Source organism: Hymenobacter sp. BT559 (assembly GCF_017571525.1).
Lineage (GTDB): Bacteria > Bacteroidota > Bacteroidia > Cytophagales > Hymenobacteraceae > Hymenobacter > Hymenobacter ginsengisoli.
In genome coordinates this window covers 359,906-378,520 of sequence record NZ_JAGETY010000001.1, presented here as the reverse complement: position 1 = coordinate 378,520, position 18,615 = coordinate 359,906, and the positions used below count along the sequence as shown (strand labels likewise).

Genomic DNA, 18,615 nt, shown 5'->3' with positions numbered 1-18,615 from the left:
ATGATTTAGCTGATTTTCAGCACCTGCCCTTCGTTCAGGTTCTGGTAGCCGGCCGAGATAACCTCGTCGCCGGGCTTGAGGCCGCTGGTGATTTCCTGCTTGCCGTTGTAGGTCTGGCCGGTTTTAATCACGCGCTTGGCTGCCACGGCCTTGCCGCCTTCGTGGTTCACCACCAGCACGTAGGCATTTTCCTCGTCGTGCTGAATGAGGTCCACGGGTAGTACGGTAGCGTTGGCCTGGCCATAGTTTTGGATGCGCACGGTAGCTACCATGTTGGGCCGCAGGCGGCTAGCCTGGTCGTTGGGCAAGCGCAGCTCCACGGTGAACGTGCGGCTGTTGGCCGAGATGGTGCGGCTCACGGTGCGCACCGTGCTCGGAATTTCCTCGGTGCCGAGGTCGGGCAAGGTCACGAGCGCCTTGTCGCCCGCCTTGATGCTGCCAGCATAAGCTTCCGAAACGTCGGCCAGTATTTTGCCGCCCTGGCCGCTGTTGAGCTGCACCACCGGCGCGCCCGGTGCCACGGTTTCGCCCAGCTTCGGAAGCACGTTGTCGACCACACCGGCGTAGGGCGCCACTACGTTATATAAGGAGCGCTGCTGGTTGAGTGTGGCGAGGTTGCGCTGCAAGGCCTCGTAGTTGTTCTTGGCTTGCAGGTACTGAATTTCGGTGCCAATCTGCTGCTTCCACAGGCCAGCTTGCTTCTCATACACCGTGCGGGCTAGGTCCATGCGGGTGCGCAGCTCGGCAATGTTGGCGTCCAGGATGCTGGCATCTACGGTGGCTAGCACCTGGCCCTTGCGCACGTGGTCGCCGCGCTGCACCCGCACGCTGGTGAGCGTGCCGGCGGCACGGGCGCCCACGGTGGCATTCTGGTCAAAGTCGACGCGGCCCTGCACGTCGAGGTAGCCAGCGAAGTTTTGGGGCTCCACTTTCAGCACCGATACGGGCACAGCGCCGGACGCCTCGGCAGTTTTACCGGCGCCGGTTTTGGCTTCCAGGTCGGCTATCTTGGCCTGGGTGGCGGCTTGGTCGGCCTTCAGTTTGGCTAGCTCGGCATTCGGGTCTTTGGCACCACCGCCGCAGGAGGCAAGTAGCAAGCTGCTAGCTAGTAGCTGGTAGCTGATAGCTTTCGAAAAGGAGAAATTCATGTCAAAGAAAAGCTTCGGAGTAAGAGAGGAAGCTAGCAGCTAGTAGCTGACAGCTAAGAGCTTGAGAATTTATTTAGCTTGGGTGTAGAGTTCGCCGGTGGCTTTGTCGCGGTCCACCTTGGCTACCAGCACGTCGTAGATGGCGGCGTAGTAGTTGGTTTGGGCCTCACGCAGCGAAGTCTCGGCCGTAATCACTTCGAGGTTGGACCCCACCCCAGCGTTGAACTTGATGCGCGTCACGCGGGCCACGTCGGCGGCCAAGTCAAGGTTAGCCTTTTGGTTGTCCAGCACATCGAGGGCGTTGATGAGCGTAGTGCGGCTCTGGGCATCTTGCAAGTCAATGCTTTGGCGCAGCGTCTCAAAGCCGCGCTCGATGGTTTGCTGCGCAATGCGCGCCTGCTGCACCAGGTACTTACGGCGGAAGCCGTCGAACACCGGAATGTTGAGGGCCAGCCCCACGTTGCCGAAGCCAAACCAGTTTTGGTTGATAAAGCCCGCCGAGTTGCGCGAATTGGGCCCCCGGAAAGCAAACAGGTCGCTCACCGACTTGGCCGAGCCCGTAAAACCGTAGGCCGCCGTGAACGCCAGGCGCGGATAGGCGCCCGCCTGGCGGTTGCGCAGGTCGAGGCCCGCTAGGGCCTGCTGCGTCTGCAAAGTCGAAAACTCGATTCGGTTGTTGTAGTTGAACGCTGCTTGGGCCTGCACCGGCTGCCCGTTGTTGATGCCCGGCGTGGGCGGGGCGCTGCTAGCCCCTTGGCTCAGGCCAGCGGGCGCGCTGGGCACACCCCCAAGGCCATCAGCCCCGCCACCGGTGCCAAAGCTGGCGGCGCCCAGGTTGCGGCGCAGCGTGCCGGCATCCACTACCGCTGCCCCGAGCGAGTCGGTAAGCGTTACGGGCTGCGCCTGCGGCAGGCCCATCTGAAACTTCAGCAAAGCCACACTCAGCTCGGTGAGGCGCTGGGCTTTCTGCTGCTCTACTACCAGGTTGTTGCGCTGCACGCGCAGGCGGTCCACATCGAGCTTTTCAGCAAAACCGGCCTTAAACGTCTGGTTGGTTTGGTAGAGCACCGTGTCGAGGCGCTGCACGTTGCGCGCCAGCAGGCCTAGCCGGGCCCGGGCCACCAGGGTGCTGTAGTAAGCCTTGCTCACTTGCTCCACCACGTCGATTTCGGCCTGCTGGGTCTGCTTCTTGGCCAGGTCCGTATACACCTTAGCGGCCTTCAGGCCAATCAGATACGAGCCATCGAAAAGCAGCTGCGAGAGCGAGGCCGACGTGTTGCCGGCGTACTGCAAGCCAAAGGCCAGTGGCGTGGGGCCGGTGGCCGGTGCTACCCCGTAGGCAGGAACCAGCGTGACAGTCTGCCCGGCCTGGGCCTTGGCCAGGTCGGCCTGGGTGAGGGTGGTGCCATTAAGCGGCGCGCCGCCGAAGCTCGAAAAATCGACCAAGCTCTTTTGCAGCTTGAAGTTGTCGGCCACATTGGTCGCCACGTTGAGCTGAGGCAGGCCCTGGCTCTTGATTTCGCCCACGCGGGCGGCGGCGGTTTGCTCGGCCAGGCGGGTGCCTAGCAGGCTGGGCTTGTTGGCCACAGCATAGCGCACGGCCTGCTGCAAGCTCAGCGCCATCGGGCCAGAAGAGGGTTGGGCGGGCAGTGCCGCCGGCGCCTGCGCCAGGGCTGGGGCAAGCGGCCCCAGAGCTAGCGCCGAGGCGGCCAGCCATACCCCAAGGGTACTATTTTTCATGAGTGTGTGAAAGAAGGAGTGTGTTGAAAATGACTGGCAGCCAGTCTATTCCTCTTCCGTAATGTGTTGGTACTTATTGAAGAGCCGGTGCCCCTTAAGCGTGGCGACACCCAGCAGAAAGTGCTCGTCGAATACTTTATTGACCCGGATGGGGGCAAACTGGGCGGGTGGGTAGAGCTCGGGGTCGAAGGCCAGCTCAATCTGGGCCAGGTTGAGGCGGGCTAGCACTTCCACGTCGAGGTCGGCACGAAACAGCCCTTCCTCGATGCCCCGGCGCAGGTTGCGGGTTATTTGCTCGAGAATGAAGCCGCTTTTATGGGCTCTGAACAGCGTCCAGGCCGCTGGGTAATACTTACGCAGGTCATGAAAAATGCTGGGGTGAATGTTGCTGAACTGCTGGTCGGCCCAGGCCGAGATGGTGAGCATTTCCTGCACCGCATCGGCCGCACTGCTCGCCACCCGGGCGCACTCGCCCTGCGCCTGGCAGAGGTGGCTCGTCATCACGGCCAGCACTATCTCATCCTTGTTGGTGAAGGTTTTGTAAAGCGTTTTCTTCGACATGCCGAGGTCGGCGGCAATGTCATCCATGCTCACACTCTTGATGCCATTGCGCATAAACAGCGCGGCCGCGTGGGTCAGAATTCGGTCTTTGGTTTCCATGATTCGCACGGCAAAGATACAACGGAAACTTTCGGTGAGTTCGTAGTTTCCAAAGTTTCTTTTGTTTCCATGCGCCAGCCACTTGCCAGCTAGCCTGTTGACGTAGCGGCCCTCGTAATACTTTAGCCATCGGCATAAAAATTATCGACTAGCATACTCGCTTAGCTGTTAGCGTTATTGGCGCCGTAAAGCTAAATAAATTAGTTGAATTTTAAGCGTTATTTCTACTAATAATTTTAGTTGTGCAGGTAGGGGCACTTGCGCCGGCCCGGGTAAATACCTTTGCGGGCAATTCAACTCACCCCGCCTCTTATGAAAATCCGCGTTGGCTTCGGCTACGACGTTCACCAATTGCAGCCTGACCTGCCGTTCTGGCTAGGGGGCATAGTGGTGCCGCACACGCACGGTGCCCTTGGTCACTCCGATGCCGACGTGCTTATTCACGTCATTTGCGATGCGCTGCTTGGGGCGGCCAACCTGCGCGACATCGGCTTTCACTTTCCCGACACCGACCCGCAGTACAAGGGCATCGACAGCAAGAAGCTGCTAGCCCACACCATGCGCCTGCTGCGCGAAAATGGCTACGAACTCGGCAACGTAGACTCGACCATCTGCCTCGAAAAACCCAAGGTGAATCCGCACATTCCGGCCATGCGCACCGCCCTGGCTGAGGTGATGGGCGTACCCGAAGACGATATTTCCATTAAGGCTACTACGACCGAAAAGCTGGGCTTTGTGGGCCGGCAGGAGGGGGTAGCTGCCTATGCTACTGTGTTGATTACAAAGCCATAACCTAAGTTCTGCTGTCCTCCCGCTTTTCGCCTTTTTATGAAGTATACCACCCTGCTGCTGGCCGCGCTGGCCCTCCCTGCGCCGCTGCTCGCCCAAACACACACCAAGGTTAAGACCAAGCTCAAGCCAGGTTCCTCGGCCGCTAGCCCCGGAGTGCGGCCGCACGCGCCCATGCCCGCGCCGCCCGCCGACTATGCCACCCAGTATGCCGACCGCTACGTGACGCAGGAACACCTGCGCCGCGACCTCTCGGTGCTGGCTTCGGATGAATACGAGGGCCGCGAAACGGGCACCAAGGGCCAGAAGATGGCCGCTGCCTACATCAGCAAGCAGTTTGCCGACGACAGCCTGCAAGCGCCCGTCACGGCCAATACGACGAATCCTTACCTCCAGACCTTTGCCATGGAGCGCAGCGCCTGGCAGCCGGGCGGCACCATCACGGTGGGCGGCAAGGCCTACGAGTGGCTCAAGGATTTTTACGCCTTCGGGCGCACGCCCTTCGACCAGGCCACGGCTGTGCAACCGGTTTTTCTGGGCTATGGCATTGAGCAGGGTGATTACTCCGATTATAAAGGCTTGGATGTAAAGGGCAAGGACGTTATCGTATTGATTGGGGAACCGCGCACACCCGAAGGCAAGTCGGTACTCAGTCCCGATGGCAGCGCTACCAAGTGGGCCGTCGATTTCAGGGCTAAGGCCGCGCTGGCGGCGCAGAAAGGCGCTCGCAGCATCTTCTTCGTGAATCTTGAGCCGGCCGACCAATTTGAGAAAATGACCGCTAGGCTAGCCCCGCGCATCATGCAGCCTACTATTGCCTTTGCCGAACAACCTGGTAGCCGGGCGGTGTCGTTTTTCTTATCGCCCGCGCTAGGCCTCAAAGTGCTGGGTACCAATGCGGCTACGTTGCAGCAGTACGCTACCGCCACGGCGGCCGCCAAACAGCCGGTGGCCAGCAAGCTGAAGCCGGTGAAATTCAGCATCAGTGCGCCCCAGCAGCGCTCGGCGGTTACTACCGAAAACGTGCTGGGCTTCTTGCCAGGCACCGATTTGAAGGATGAAATCTTGGTGGTGTCGGCGCACTACGACCACCTGGGCATCATTGGCGGCCAGGTATATAATGGCGCCGACGACGATGGCTCGGGCACGGTAGGCATGCTCAGCATTGCGCAGGCATTTGCCAAGGCCGCGCGCAGCGGGCACGGGCCGCGCCGCAGCATTTTGTTCCTGGCCAATACGGGCGAGGAAAAAGGCCTGCTAGGGTCGGAATACTACACCGACCACCCGGTATTTCCGCTGGCGAATACGGTGACGGACCTCAACATTGACATGATAGGCCGCACCGATGCGGCCCACGAGGGCAAGCCTAACTACGTGTATGTCATTGGCTCCGATAAGCTGTCGTCGCAGCTGCACGAGGCCCTGCAAACGGCCAACCGCCAGCACGGCAACATCGACCTCGACTTCCGCTTCAACGACCCCGCCGACCCGAACCGGTTTTACTACCGCTCCGACCACTACAACTTTGCCAAGAAGGGTATTCCGGTGGCGTTCTTCTTCAACGGCGTGCACCCCGACTACCACGAGGCCAGCGACGAGATTTCGAAAATCGAGTTCGACAAGCTGGAAGCACGGGCGCGGCTGGTGTTCTTCCTAGCCTGGGACCTGGCCAACCGGGATACCAAGCCGGTGGTAGACTCCAACAAGCCGTAACTTTAACGTAGCTGGGGCGCCGGGAAGAGCAGGGCAGGCTAGCCAAGCTCTTCCCGGCGCCTTTCTTTTACTGCCGCCCGCCACGCCATGCTAACGAAAGCCACCGCCTTCCAGACCGACGCCGAACGCAAAGCCTTCGACCTCGAGCACCGCCGCAAAATCCGCTTCAACATAGGCAAATATGACGCGGCCGTGAGCGCCGGCATGCAGCACTACGCCGACCACGAACTGGCCCGCGCCCGCGCTGCCTACCTCAAGGCGCAGGTGCTCGAAAAGCTCGACGAGTACCTGCTGCAATTTGAAGCGGCTTTCACGGCGCGCGGCGGCCGCGTGGTATGGGCCAACGACGCCCAGGAGGCCCTAGCCGAAATCGGCCGCCTCACGGCGGCGCGCGGCGCCCGCACGGTGGTGAAAGCCAAGAGCATGACCACCGAGGAAATCCACGTCAATAAGTACCTGCAAAGCCGGGGCGTGGAGTCGGTGGAGACGGACCTGGGCGAATACATTGTGCAGCTCAACGGCGAGCGGCCCTATCACATCGTGACGCCGGCCATGCACCTGAGCAAGGCCGACATTGCCAATATTTTCGTGAAACACCTCGGCATCGAGCACACCGATGATGCCCAGCAGTTGGTGCTCACGGCTAGGCACCTGCTGCGCGATAAGTACACCTCGGCCGAGGTAGGCATCACGGGCGGCAACTTCCTCATTGCCAAAGAAGGCGGTGTGGCTGTGACCGAAAATGAGGGCAATGCCCGCCTCTCGGCCACCTTTCCCGGGCTGCACATTGCGGTGGTGGGCATCGAAAAGCTCATTCCGCAGCTTACTGACCTCGACTTATTCTGGCCGCTGCTCAGCACCAGCGGCACCGGCCAGCAGGTCACGGTGTATAATACTGTGTACTTCGGCCCGCGCCAGCCCGGCGAGCCCGATGGGCCCGAGGAGATGGTCGTCATCTTGCTCGACAATGGCCGCACCAATCTGCTAGCCCGCCCCGACCGCCGCGAGGCGCTGCGCTGCATCAGGTGCGGCGCCTGCCTCAACGTGTGCCCGGTGTATAAGAACATCGGCGGGCACACCTACGAAACCACGTATTCGGGTCCTATCGGCTCGGTTATCAGCCCCCACCTGAGCGGGCTGAAGGAGCACCAGCACCTGAGCTTCGCCAGCAGCCTGTGCGGCGCCTGCACCAGCGTCTGCCCCGTGCGCATCAATTTGCACAACCTCTTGCTGCTCAATCGCCAGCAAAGCGTGGAGGAAGGCCACAATGCGCCGGTCGAGAAAGTAGCCATCGGCCTCTGGCGCTGGAGCATGCGCCACCGCTGGGCGCTCGATGTACTGCCTGGCCGCCTCAAGGATTTCAGCCTGGGCTACCTACTCGACCAGGCCGGCTGGCGCAAGCGCCGCGAAAGCCTGCACGTGGCCGATAAGTCGTTTCGGGAGCTGTGGAAGGCCAGATAGCCGCTTCTGCTACCGAGAAAGGTTAGCGGACCCTAGCTGCTGTACTAGCATCCTTATGCATTGGTAGGCAGCCGGTAGCGGCAGCTGTCCGTACAGGACATCATGTCTTTTGCTATCAAGTTTATAGTGCACCTGCTGGTGGGGCTGGCCGGCGGCGGGGTGGTTATCATCACAGTATCGGCAGCTATTCGCTCATTCGTGCTGCCGCGCAATGAGTCGGTGCGGCTCAATGCCTTTGTGTTTGGCGGCGTGCGGGCGTTGTTCGACTTTGTAGCGCAGCGGTCTAGCACCTTTGCGCACCGCGACCGCATACTGGCCCACTATGCGCCGGTGGCGCTGGTAGCGCTGCCCATTGGCTGGCTAGCCCTGGTAGGCGCGGGCTTCACGGCTATCTACTGGGCGCTGGGGGTTGAGAGCATTACGAAGAGCTACGAGCTGAGCGGTAGCTCACTGCTCACGCTGGGCACCACGCCGGTGCAGGGGTTGGTACTCAACATATTTAGCTACTCCGAGGCCACGTTGGGCCTGCTGCTGCTCACGCTGCTTATCTCGTATTTGCCTACTATCTACCAGGCGTTTTCGCGGCGTGAGGTGGTGGTGGCTCAGATAGAGCTGCGGGCCGGCGTGCCGGCGGTGGCAAGCGGGCTGCTGCGGTGGCTGGGCCACGACGGCGATTTTAAGAACGATGATGCGCAGTGGCTGGCCTGGGAGCAGTGGCTCATCGAAATCGACGAAAGCCATACCTCGCTGCCGGTGCTGGCTTTCTTTCGCTCGCCGCAGGCTGGCCGCTCGTGGGTAACGGCCGCCGGGCTTGTGCTCGACGCGGCCAACCTGCTTTTCTCGGCCCTCGATGTGCCCCGCTCCAAGCAGGTTGAGCTCACCTTCACGGCGGGCTGCCTGGCCGTGAGCCGTGTGCATCGTTTCTTCGACGACAAGGCTGAGACGAAGCCCGCCGAGCTGCGCACGCCCGAAGAAGTAGACGCCGCTAACCCCGGCCGCGCTGCCTTCGCCAAAACCTGGCAGGAGCTGCGCGAAGCCGGCCTGCCCATGCGCGCCGACGAGGAAGCCGCCTGGCACCACTACCACGAGCGCCGTGCACGCTACGCTCCGGCCATCGAGTTTTTGAGCCAGCTGCTGCTAGCCCCTTCCATGGGCTCGCTGCACTAGGCGGCCCTATTCATCGGGCAGAATATTAACGTCTTGCACCAGCACCATTTTCTCGATTTCGCGGCCGCGCCGGGTGTTGGCTAGCCCGCCGAGGGCAGTTTCTTTGTAGCGGGTTTCCATGCTTTGGCCCACTTCGCCAAGGGCCGCCACGCATTGGTCTACCGGGATGACCGGGTCGACGCCCGCAATGGCAATCTGGGCCGATGAAAACGCGATGGCCGCCGCCGAGGCATTGCGCACCACGCACGGCACCTCCACTAGGCCCGCCACGGGGTCGCAGACCAGCCCAAGCATACACTGGATAGTGATGGCCACGGCGGCAAACGTCTCCTCCACGCTGCCGCCCAGGCAGTACACAATGGCCCCCGCGCCCATAGCGGCGGCCGAGCCGGTTTCGGCCTGGCAGCCGCCTACAGCCCCAGCCAATGAGGCATTCTGCTCGATGATGAGCGCGATGCCGGCCGCCACCAGCAGGCCTTCCAGTATTTTACGGTCGTCGAGGCCGTGCAGCTTTTGAATGGTGGTAAGCACGCCCGGCAAAATGCCCGAGGCGCCGGCCGTGGGCGCGGCCACCACGCGGCCCATGCACGAGTTTACTTCTTTGGCCCCCAGCGCACTCACAATGAGTGATTTGAATTCGGGTGAAAGCACGGTCACGGGCGAGGCGGCAATTTTTTTGGCACCGTTGTTTATCATGCCCGAGCGCGAAGTCATATTGCCGGTCTGGCCTTCGTGGACGGCGTCGCGCATCACGTCGTAGGCCCGCTGCAGGGTAGGCCAGATGGCTTCTTCGCTAGCCCCCTTCTGCTCAATCTCGTAGGCCAGCACCGGCTGGTAGAGCGGCTCGCCGGTGGCAGCGCAGTGGGCCTGCCACGAAGCAAAATCAGTGAATAAGAGCGACATGGTTGGGTGGGGTAGGGGAGGACGGAAGGAAAAAGGTATTAAAGATAAAAAAGAACGTCATGCTGAGTCTGTCGAAGCATCTCTACCGAACAATGCGACTGGCGCGGTAGAGATGCTTCGGCAAGCTCAGCATGACGTTCTATAGTGTGGGGAACGTTGGTCGGAGGTGCTCTGCTACGCGGCCGGCTCCTTAGTCGTCACGAGCTTGATGCTGGCCGAGTTGATGCACAGGCGCAGGCCGCTGGGCGGCGGGCCATCGGGGAAAGCGTGGCCCTGGTGGGCATCGCACACGTTGCAGAGCACTTCCACGCGCACCATGCCGTAGCTGGTGTCTTTCTTGTACTTGATGGCGGCCTCGTCGACGGGCTGCGTAAAGCTAGGCCAGCCGGTGCCGCTCTCAAACTTGGTGCGCGAGTCGTAGAGCGGGGTGCCGCAGCACACGCAGGCGTAGAGGCCCGCCTCGTGAGCCTCGCAATACTCGCCGGTGAAAGCGCGCTCGGTGCCGTGCTCCCGGGTCACGTGGTACTGCTCAGGCGTGAGCTGGGCCTTCCATTCGGCGGCGGTTTTCTCCACGCGGCGGGGCGGGGTGGGGGCGCCGTGGTTGGCCAGGCGGATAACGTCGTTCCAGGTTTGCATAAAATCAATGGCTGAGGTTGGGTAGCAGTAAAACGTATAGGCTGGCGCATGGTTCACTGGCGCCGCTACGCCCAGTCTTGCAGCAGCGCTAGCCCCTCGGGCCAGGGCCCGTGGCCGCTGGCCGTGTTGATGTGGCCGGCGTCGCCTACGTTCACCAGCTCACTGCCCCAGGCTTCGGCAAATTGCTGGGCGCGCTCCGGCGTCACCCATTCATCGGTCGTGCTGGTTACCACTTTGCTCGGAAAAGGCAACCGCTGCAACGGTAGCGGCCCAAAGCCGGTAGGTGGCTGGGCCGCGAAGCCCGGAGTTTCTACATCGACGGGCGCCACCAGCAGCGCACCTTTGATGGTGTGGCCGTAGGTGGCAGCCCAGTGCGCCACCGTGGGGCAGCCCAGGCTGTGCGCAATGAGCACTACCTGGCTAAGGTCTTCGCCGGCCAGGGCCTGCTCCAGGGTTTCAACCCACTCGGTGCGGTCGGGAGCGTCCCACTCACGCTGCTGAATGCGGGTAAAATCAGGGTTTTGGCGCTCGAAATAGGTTTGCCAGTGCTCAGGGCCCGAGCTGCCGAGGCCGGGTACAATGAAAAAGCGAGTGGTTCTTTGCATGGCCGAAAGTAGCCTGCTGGCAGCTTCCTGCGTAAAAATCACCTTATGAAACTCCTTTCTGCCGCCCAAATCCGCGCGCTCGACCAGGCTACCATCCGCGAGCAGCGCACCACCTCCACGGCCCTGATGGAGCGCGCGGCCATTGCGCTGGCCGGCTGGCTCTACCAGCACTACACTCCAGCCGAGGCGGGCGAAATCTTGCTGCTGTGCGGCCCCGGCAACAACGGCGGCGATGGCCTGGCTCTGGCCCGCCTGCTCTACCTGGCCGGCTACGCCGTGCGGCTAGGCCTGCTACCGGCCGCCAAGTACTCCGACGATTACGAGTACAATCATCATGTGCTGCCCAAGGTCATTGCTATTCAGGAGTTAAGCGCCGAAAAACTGCCCGATATTCAACCTGGCACGCTGGTCGTGGATGCCCTGTTTGGCACCGGCCTCAGCCGTCCGCTCGATGGGGTGGCGGCTGCCGTGGTGCGGCACCTCAACGGCAGCCACGCCCGCGTGGTGGCCATCGACCTGCCGAGTGGCCTGCTGGCCGACGCACCGCAGCCCGACCCGCAGGCGCCCGTGGTGCGGGCTAGCCATACCATCAGCTTTGGGCTACCCAAGCTGGCTTTTTTGCTGCCGCAAAATGCTGACTATGTGGGCGAGTGGCACGTGGTAGACATCGGCCTGAGCCCCGATTTTATTGCGCAAGCCGATACGCCCTGGCACCTCACGCGCCTGCCGGGCACTGGCGGCTTCGATGCCGCACTGGCCGCCCGGCAGCCCGACGTAGCGCTGCCCCGGCGTGGCAAGTTTGCCTACAAAAACACCTTCGGCCATGCCTTGCTACTGGCGGGCAGCCGGGGCAAGGTGGGCGCCGCAGTGCTGGCCAGCGGCGCATGCCTGCGCGGCGGCGTGGGCCTGCTCACGGTGGCGGTGCCGGGCTGCGGCTACGATATCATCCAGACCACCCGGCCCGAGGCCATGTGCCTGCCCGATACGCAGGCCGATTTCATCAGCGAACTGCCCGACTTGAAACCCTATCAGGCCGTAGGCATTGGCCCCGGCCTGGGCCAGGAGGAGGCTAGCCGGGCCGTGCTTGAGAAGCTATTGCGCGAAGCCAAGGTGCCGCTAGTTATCGACGCCGATGCGCTCAACCTGCTCGGCGAGCACCGCGAGTTGCTAGCCCTGCTGCCCGAAAACACGGTGCTCACGCCCCACATCGGCGAGTTTACGCGCCTCACCGAGAAGGCCCGCGACGACTACCACCGCCTCGACTTGCTGCGCGACTTCGTGCAAAAGCACAAGTGCATAGTTATCCTGAAAGGTGCTTACACCGCCGTGGCCGCCCCCGATGGCCAGGTGTATTTCAATAGCACCGGCAACCCTGGCATGGGCACCGGCGGCAGCGGCGACGTGCTCACCGGCCTCGTGCTGGCCCTGCGCGCCGACCAGCGCCTCGATACTGTGCTGGCCGCCCGCTTAGCGGTGCTGGCTCACGGCCACGCCGGCGACCTGGCCGCCCGCGAAACCGGCGAAGCCGGGCTAGTGGCCAGCGACCTGGTGCAGCACATCGGCCCGGCGCTGGCGGTGCTGGTACAGTGATTAGTGATTAACGGTTAGTTGAACAATCTTTAACCACTAACCACTAACCACTAACCACTAACCACTGCTACTGCGGGTGCTTACGCAGCCAGTCGCGGGCTTCGAGGTACTCGTCTTCGCCGTTCTCACTCTGCTCGAGCACGGCGCGGTAGTAGCGGCGGGCGGTGGCGTGGTCGCTCTTTTGCAGCGCCAGGCGGGCTAGCCCGGCTTCGGCAAAAATATAGTAGCCCTGCTTCGCCATGCCGGCCTGCTCGGAGTAGGCCATGCAGCGCTGGTAATAATCCTGGGCCTGCGGCAGGTCGTGGTACTTATAGTGCATCAGGTAGCCCATAATGTAGGTGGCGGCCCGCCCTGCGTGGGCCTCGTAGCCCACCTGCCCGGCCGCATACTTGCGCAGCACCGAGAGGCTGGCCGCCTCGCTTTCCTCAAATTTGCCGAGCTTAAAGCACAGCTTGGCGTAATCGAGCTGAAAGCGCGAGTTATCGGGAAACTGCGTGGTCAGCTGCCGGGCCAGCGTGTAAGCCTCGGCCGACTTCTTTTCGCGCTCGCTGTTGAGGATGGTGACCAGGAAGAAATTGGCTTCGGTGCCTGTGTAGAAGGCCGTGCGGCCCACCTCCCGCAGCTGGGCCAGCCCGCGCTCACGGTTGCCCTTCGGAAAGAAGAACAGCACCGGCCGCAGCCATTTATACTCCTCGCCTATCCACACGGCGTAGTAATTGAACAGGCCCTCACCAAACAGAAACTCGGAGCTTAAGCCATTGGCTTCCTTGCTTTTTTCGAGGTAGATGAGGGCACGGCGGCTCGCCACGGTGGCCTTGCGCCAGTTGTGGCGCTCGGCGTGCAGGCGGGCCTCCATGCCATAGGCGGCCGACAGAAAGAAGCAGGCTTCGTAGTTGCGCGCGTCGGCTTTGTAAAGGGCCTCGGCGCGGGTCTGGGTTGTGTCGAGGTAAGCCAGAAAGCGCTGGTCGTAGCGGGTGTCGGTGGGGCCAGCGGGCATCATGCGCCACCAGGTGCTCAGGCCCAGCAGGAAATACGCCATGGGGTGCTGCGGGTAGCGCCGCTGCAACGAATGAAACTGCTTGTCGGCCTTGTCAAACTTAAAGTTGTACAAGTTTTGTACGGCCCCACCCAGCTCTAGCTGTATGTCTTTATCGAGCAGCAGCCAGCCCGCAATGTCGAGGGCCTGGGGCACGGCACGCACGCTGTCGAGGGCGATTTCGCGCATGGGCGGCACCGGGGGCGTGCCGGGCTGGCCCTGGGCCTGCCCAACCACACTGCCGCCCAACATGCTCAGCATGAAGGTGGTAATCATCAGCCAATAGCGCAACACAAAAGAGCGGTTCATAAGCTGATGAGTTTTGCAGGTAGGAATGGCAGTAGAAGCAAATACGGCTACTCCGTTTTGTCGTTTTCAGTTGCCTGGTAGCCCTGGCCGCCTGCTAAATTACCGAAATAATTCAAACGAACAGCCGTCTTTGCTAGGCCCCTTACCGGGTCCGTGCCTACAGCACAAAATATGCGGCGGCCTGCACCAGTAGCATACCATCGGTGACGAGGGCAAAAAAGTAGTCACCCCGGTGTTCGTCGGCAGCCAGCACCACGGCCGCGGCCAGCCCGGCCGGCAGCAACACTGCCAGGGGGGTAGCCTCGCGCACCAGCCCCAGCGCCACCGCCCCGGCCAGTAGCGCCAGCGACACGGCCTTGGCGCCGCCTACACCCAGCAGCACCGGAAACGTACGCAGCCCCACGCCTCGGTCGCGGCTGTAGTCGCGAATATCAAACACAATGGCTAGGGCTGCTACGAGGCAAAACCGCTGCCCGAGCAGCCCGAGCACCGTGCCCAGTGGCCGGTGCAGGGCCAGCGCAGGCAGGCCCACCGTCACGGCCGTCCACACCCCCGCAATCAGAAATACCTTTAGCAGCGGCACCTCCCGGATGGCCCACCAGCGGCCCCGCCACGGCAGCACCGGCCACGAGTAGCCAATAGCCAGCGCCGCCAGTGGCAGCAGCACCGGTAAGAAATGCACCCAGCCATCGGTGAGCAGCAAATAGGCCCCCGACAGCGCCGCTGCCCCGGCCAGCCCCACCAGCGCCGGGCGGTGGCGCTGCTGCCAGGCTTTGCGCCCCGAGGTGCCGGCCGGCTGCCGGTACTTAAAGGGCAGCGCCGCGTCGAGATTATACGTGAGTAGGGTGGCCGCAAATACCAGCACCACCACGTGCAGCCCGGTGGCGCCCGCTGGCCCGGGCCACAGGCGCAGCGTGGCAGCCGTTTGGGCAGCGGCCGCGCCGGCTAGCCACACACTGCTAAAGAGCAGCGCATCAAGCAGGCGCAGGGGCAGAGCGCGGTGGGCGGCAGGCATGGATTAAAGGCTAAAAGCGGGCGGCGGGCGTAGCCAGCACAAAAGAACGTCATGCTGCGCTTGCCGAAGCATCTTGCCCGCCCCGTAGTACCCCTAGCGGCGCGAGCGAGATGCTTCGACAAGCGCAGCATGACGTTCCAGATTAGTTTAAGCAACCAGCAGCGGCTACTTTGTGTCGCCGAAGGTTTCTTCGTAGAGCTTGATGCTGTCGTTGATGATGCGGTAGGCTTCTTCGCGGCCCAGAAACTGTTTTACCTCTACGTGCTTGTTTTCCAGAGCTTTGTAGTCTTCGAAGAAGCGCTGCATTTCGAGCATCATGTAGGGCGGCAGGTCGGCAAGCTCATTGTAGTGGTTCACGCTCACGTCGTGGGCGGCTACGGCAATGATTTTATCGTCTTCCTCGTCCTGGTCCAGCATCTGCATCACGCCGATAACCTTAGCCTCGACGAGGCACATGTGCGGAATGTCGACCGAGCATAGCACCAGGATGTCGAGCGGGTCTTTGTCATCGCAATACGTTTGCGGAATGAAGCCATAGGCAGCCGGGTAGTGCACGGCTGAAAACAGCACGCGGTCGAGCTTGAGCAGGCCGCTGTCTTTGTCGAGTTCGTACTTGCCTTTGCTGCCTTTCGGAATTTCAATAACGCCGGTAACTACTTCAGGAAGGCTGTCGCCGCGCGATACGTCGTGCCAGGGGTTGAATTGGGCCACTTTAAAAAGAGGAAAATGAGTAAAAATGGAAATTGACTAACGTAAAAAAGCCTGCGAGCGTCGAAGTGTCTACTTCAGCACCTCTTGCAGCGGCACGCCGCTACACCCGCTAGGCTCCTGAATGTGCAAATAACGGGCAACTGTGGGGGCAATGTCCACAATTTTAACCTCGGCGCTCGACTCGCCGTGCGGCACGTGCCAGCCCCACCACAGCAGCGGCACGTGGGTATCGTAGGCCCAGGAGGCGCCGTGCGTAGTGCCTTTGATAACGGGATAGCTGTAGGCTTCGAGCCAGCCCGGCGACATTACAAACAGCACATCGCCCGAGCGCGGGCCGTAAAAGCCGTTGGCTTGGTACATGCTCAGGCCCACCGGCCAGGCATTGCGCTGCAAGTCGGTGGCCGAGATGGCCTGCGCAATATGTGGCTGCTGGCGCAGGAGTTCGGCTACCTCGTTCTGCACTTTAGCCAGCTCCAGCTTTTTCTGGGCGAGTAAGCTGCGGTTGAGGTAAATCTGCTGATTCTCAAAGTCGAGTATCCACTGGCCGGGGCCGTGAGCCCGCACCAAGGCGCGCTGCACCGAGTCGCGCAGCGGGGCCATGCCCAGGCCGCCGCCCGGCAGGCGATGCGCCTCCAAAAAGCCGGCGGCCTGGTCGGCAGCGTGGTCGGCCGTCAGAAATACGAGCGCCTGGCCCTTGCCTACCTGCTTATCGATAAAGTCGAGCACCCTAGCCAGGTCGCGGTCGAGGCGCAGGTAGGTGTCTTCGGTTTCGATGGCGGTGGTGCCAAACTGGTGGCCCACGTAGTCGGTGCTGCTAAAGCTCAGGGTCAGGAAGTCGGTCTGGCCGCGCTGGCCCATCTGCTCCTGGCGCAAGGTTTCGATGGCAAAGTCGGCAGTAAGCGAGTTGCCGAAGGGCGTCGAGCGAATGAGGTCGAGGTTGCGCGTAGGCGCGGCTGGCTGCTTTTCGCCCGAGGCCTTCTCCGTGGCCTTCACGGCGGCGGTGGGCGTGGCGCTCAGGCTGGGCAGGTCGTGCGGAAAAACGGGCTTGGCTTCGCCCTTAAAGGCCGATTCCCAGGGCACGTCGTCGGGGGTGCTCTCGGTGTATGCGGCTAGGGGCAGCAGCGTGTTCCAGGGCTGGGCCAGGTACTCGGCGGCGTGGCCGGCGGCGTTGAATTTGCTCACCCACTCGGGCAGCGCCTGGGTGTAAAACGTACTGGTAATGAAGGCCCCGTTCGAGCCATCATACCAATAAGCGGCGTTGGCGGCATGGCCGGCCGGCAGAATGCTGCCCCGGTCCTTGATGCACACCCCAATGACTTTGCTCTGAAAATTGGTGGCTAGCCGCAGCTCGTCGGTGATGGTGGTGGCCAGGTTGTGGCGCGGCGACATCTGGCCCGCCGCCACCGTGCCGCCCACCGGCTGCACGGTTTTGTCGTCGGTAACGTAGGTGGTCTTGCCCGTTTCGCGCTCAAACCAATTATTGCCCACAATGCCGTGGGTGGCCGGCGTGGTGCCCGTAAATACGCTGGTGTGGCCCGGCCCGGTGTAGGTAGGCACGTAGTTGTAGTGGCAGCTTTCGTAGCTAAATCCCTCGCCTATAAGGCGCTTGAAGCCGTCATTGCCCAGCTTATTCCAGTAGCGGTAGAGGTAGTCGTAGCGCATTTGGTCTACCACAATGCCCACCACCAGCCTGGGGCGGGCTAGCGCCGCCGATTTTTTCTGCGCCAGCGCCGGCAAGGCCAGTAAAGCGAGCAGCAATATCTTTTTCATGCAAAAGCGGGTAAAGAGGGGCCGACAAAGATACCGTGTGGCCCTTTTGGCTGCACCGGTGGCCGATAACCTATTTGTTATGCCCGATTTACAAGCGCTCATTTTTGATATGGATGGTGTGTTGGTCGATAACACTCCTGTGCAAGCCCGTGCTTTTCAGCTGCTTTTTCGTGACCAGGGCGTACAGGCCGATGCCATATCCCTGCTGCGTCGCCTCAACGGCGCACCGGCCTCCGAAATTCTCAAAGAAGCCTTCGCTAGCCACCCCCAGCCCACCGATAAGCTCGAAGAGCTAGCCGGCCAGCGGGAGTTTCTCTATCGCACGCTGTACTGGGACGACCGCCGGCCCTTGCCTGGCCTGGTCGAGTTTCTGGAAGGCGCCCGTGCCGCCGGCCTCAAAATCGGCCTCGGTACTGGCTCGGGCCAGGAAACCATTGGCTACATCCTCGACGACCTCAACCTGCGCCGCTTCTTCGATGTAGTTATCACCAAAGACGACGTAGACAAGGGTAAGCCCCACGCCGATACCTACGCCGTGACGGCCGAAAAGCTGAGCGTAAACCCCGCCCACTGCGTCGTATTTGAAGATGCGCTGCTGGGCGAGCAAGCCGCTTACCGTGCCCGTATGCACTGTGTGGCCGTAGCCTCGACCCTGCCGGGCCGCGATTTCCAAACCCCGCTGCTGGTCATCCGCGATTTTACGGAGCTCACGCCCGCGCAGCTGCGCGAGGTATTTGCGGCGGCGGGTGCCGCGCCCGCAAGCAGCCGATAAGTAATATGTGCCGCCGGAGCACCAGCGTAGAAAGCAATCCTGGTTACTAAGGTTCGACAGTTTTAGCTGGTGCCTCCATGTAAGTGCCGCACACCTTGCAGGTGCGCAGGTCATCATTGGCCCAGAAGCGGTCCATAATGGGCGGCAGCTGGGCCACAATATCCGTAATCTCGGCGTATTCTTCGTAAAGCTTGTGGCCGCAGTGTTCGCAGTACCACTGAAAGCCGTCGAGCTCGCCGGCGGTGCGGTAGCGCTCCAGCACTAGGCCCACCGTGCTGGCCGGGCGGCGTGGCGAGTGCGGCACACCGGGCGGCAGCAGAAACATATCGCCGGGGCCGATAACGATGTCTACAGGCTTGCCATCTTCGATAATCTTGACGGTCATTTCGCCTTCGAGCTGCCAGAACAGCTCCTCGCCCTCGTCTACATGGTAGTCTTTGCGCGCATTGGGGCCGCCTACTACCATCACGATAAAGTCTTTGTTGTCTTTGAAAACCTGCTGATTGCCCACCGGCGGTTTTAGCAAATGGCGGTGTTCAGCAATCCACTGCTGGAAATTGAAGGGACGAGCAACGGGCATAGCTAGTGGG

The 18,615-nt window shown here is 61.8% G+C and carries 17 protein-coding genes; 6 read left to right on the top strand and 11 right to left on the bottom strand.

What is annotated here, in order from left to right; translation table 11 throughout:
• Positions 1–5: 5 nt before the first annotated feature.
• The 3 genes from J4D99_RS01555 to J4D99_RS01545 form a co-directional block, all read right to left on the bottom strand.
• On the bottom strand, positions 6–1,148 hold the full coding sequence (locus tag J4D99_RS01555; RefSeq protein WP_208129931.1) for an efflux RND transporter periplasmic adaptor subunit: 1,143 nt from the start codon (positions 1,146–1,148) through the stop codon (positions 6–8).
• A 69-nt stretch (positions 1,149–1,217) separates the two neighbouring features.
• The gene (locus J4D99_RS01550) at positions 1,218–2,888 is read right to left on the bottom strand and encodes a TolC family protein (protein ID WP_208129930.1); all 1,671 of its coding nucleotides are present in this window, start codon (positions 2,886–2,888) and stop codon (positions 1,218–1,220) included.
• 45 nt (positions 2,889–2,933) lie between these two features.
• Positions 2,934–3,548, bottom strand: coding sequence for a TetR/AcrR family transcriptional regulator (locus J4D99_RS01545; RefSeq protein WP_208129929.1), 615 nt, complete (start codon positions 3,546–3,548; stop codon positions 2,934–2,936).
• Positions 3,549–3,860: 312 nt separating this feature from the next.
• Here J4D99_RS01545 and ispF point away from each other — a divergent pair, with 312 nt between their 5' ends.
• The 4 genes from ispF to J4D99_RS01525 all read left to right on the top strand — a co-directional run bounded on the left by ispF (position 3,861) and on the right by J4D99_RS01525 (position 8,678).
• A complete protein-coding gene (ispF, locus tag J4D99_RS01540; protein ID WP_208129928.1) occupies positions 3,861–4,340 on the top strand; it encodes a 2-C-methyl-D-erythritol 2,4-cyclodiphosphate synthase in 480 nt (159 codons plus the stop codon).
• Between the two features lie 36 nt (positions 4,341–4,376).
• Entirely contained in the window at positions 4,377–6,050 is a 1,674-nt protein-coding gene (locus tag J4D99_RS01535; RefSeq protein ID WP_208129927.1) for a M28 family peptidase, read from the top strand.
• Between the two features lie 87 nt (positions 6,051–6,137).
• Positions 6,138–7,511 (top strand): lactate utilization protein B, encoded by a 1,374-nt coding sequence (locus J4D99_RS01530; protein WP_208129926.1) that lies wholly within the window; start codon positions 6,138–6,140, stop codon positions 7,509–7,511.
• Between the two features lie 102 nt (positions 7,512–7,613).
• Entirely contained in the window at positions 7,614–8,678 is a 1,065-nt protein-coding gene (locus J4D99_RS01525; RefSeq protein WP_208129925.1) for a hypothetical protein, read from the top strand.
• Between the two features lie 6 nt (positions 8,679–8,684).
• Here the strand turns inward: J4D99_RS01525 and sdaAA are convergent, their stop codons facing one another.
• From sdaAA to J4D99_RS01510, 3 genes are all read right to left on the bottom strand, one after another.
• Positions 8,685–9,581 carry an L-serine ammonia-lyase, iron-sulfur-dependent, subunit alpha gene (gene sdaAA, locus J4D99_RS01520; protein WP_208129924.1) on the bottom strand — a complete coding sequence of 299 codons (897 nt, stop codon included), beginning with the start codon at positions 9,579–9,581 and terminating at the stop codon, positions 8,685–8,687.
• 174 nt (positions 9,582–9,755) lie between these two features.
• Positions 9,756–10,217, bottom strand: a complete 462-nt coding sequence (gene msrB, locus J4D99_RS01515; RefSeq protein WP_208129923.1) for a peptide-methionine (R)-S-oxide reductase MsrB — start codon at positions 10,215–10,217, stop codon at positions 9,756–9,758.
• A gap of 65 nt (positions 10,218–10,282) precedes the next feature.
• Entirely contained in the window at positions 10,283–10,822 is a 540-nt protein-coding gene (locus tag J4D99_RS01510; RefSeq protein WP_208129922.1) for an RBBP9/YdeN family alpha/beta hydrolase, read from the bottom strand.
• A gap of 45 nt (positions 10,823–10,867) precedes the next feature.
• Between J4D99_RS01510 and J4D99_RS01505 the strand changes: the two genes are divergently transcribed.
• Complete coding sequence (locus J4D99_RS01505) at positions 10,868–12,412, top strand: NAD(P)H-hydrate dehydratase (RefSeq protein WP_208129921.1); 1,545 nt, start codon at positions 10,868–10,870, stop codon at positions 12,410–12,412.
• A 67-nt stretch (positions 12,413–12,479) separates the two neighbouring features.
• On the opposite strand, the gene J4D99_RS01500 is transcribed toward J4D99_RS01505, so the two are convergent.
• The 4 genes from J4D99_RS01500 to pafA all read right to left on the bottom strand — a co-directional run bounded on the left by J4D99_RS01500 (position 12,480) and on the right by pafA (position 17,253).
• Positions 12,480–13,757 (bottom strand): tetratricopeptide repeat protein, encoded by a 1,278-nt coding sequence (locus J4D99_RS01500; RefSeq protein ID WP_208129920.1) that lies wholly within the window; start codon positions 13,755–13,757, stop codon positions 12,480–12,482.
• A 157-nt stretch (positions 13,758–13,914) separates the two neighbouring features.
• A complete protein-coding gene (locus J4D99_RS01495) occupies positions 13,915–14,772 on the bottom strand; it encodes a UbiA prenyltransferase family protein (protein WP_208129919.1) in 858 nt (285 codons plus the stop codon).
• Positions 14,773–14,937: 165 nt separating this feature from the next.
• On the bottom strand, positions 14,938–15,483 hold the full coding sequence (locus tag J4D99_RS01490; protein WP_208129918.1) for an inorganic diphosphatase: 546 nt from the start codon (positions 15,481–15,483) through the stop codon (positions 14,938–14,940).
• Positions 15,484–15,552: 69 nt separating this feature from the next.
• Positions 15,553–17,253, bottom strand: a complete 1,701-nt coding sequence (pafA, locus tag J4D99_RS01485; protein WP_208129917.1) for an alkaline phosphatase PafA — start codon at positions 17,251–17,253, stop codon at positions 15,553–15,555.
• Positions 17,254–17,332: 79 nt separating this feature from the next.
• On the opposite strand from pafA, the gene J4D99_RS01480 reads away from it, so the two are divergent.
• Complete coding sequence (locus tag J4D99_RS01480; protein WP_208129916.1) at positions 17,333–18,025, top strand: HAD family hydrolase; 693 nt, start codon at positions 17,333–17,335, stop codon at positions 18,023–18,025.
• Between the two features lie 46 nt (positions 18,026–18,071).
• Here J4D99_RS01480 and J4D99_RS01475 read toward each other — a convergent pair whose 3' ends face one another.
• Positions 18,072–18,605 (bottom strand): 3-hydroxyanthranilate 3,4-dioxygenase, encoded by a 534-nt coding sequence (locus tag J4D99_RS01475; protein WP_208129915.1) that lies wholly within the window; start codon positions 18,603–18,605, stop codon positions 18,072–18,074.
• Positions 18,606–18,615: the final 10 nt, after the last annotated feature.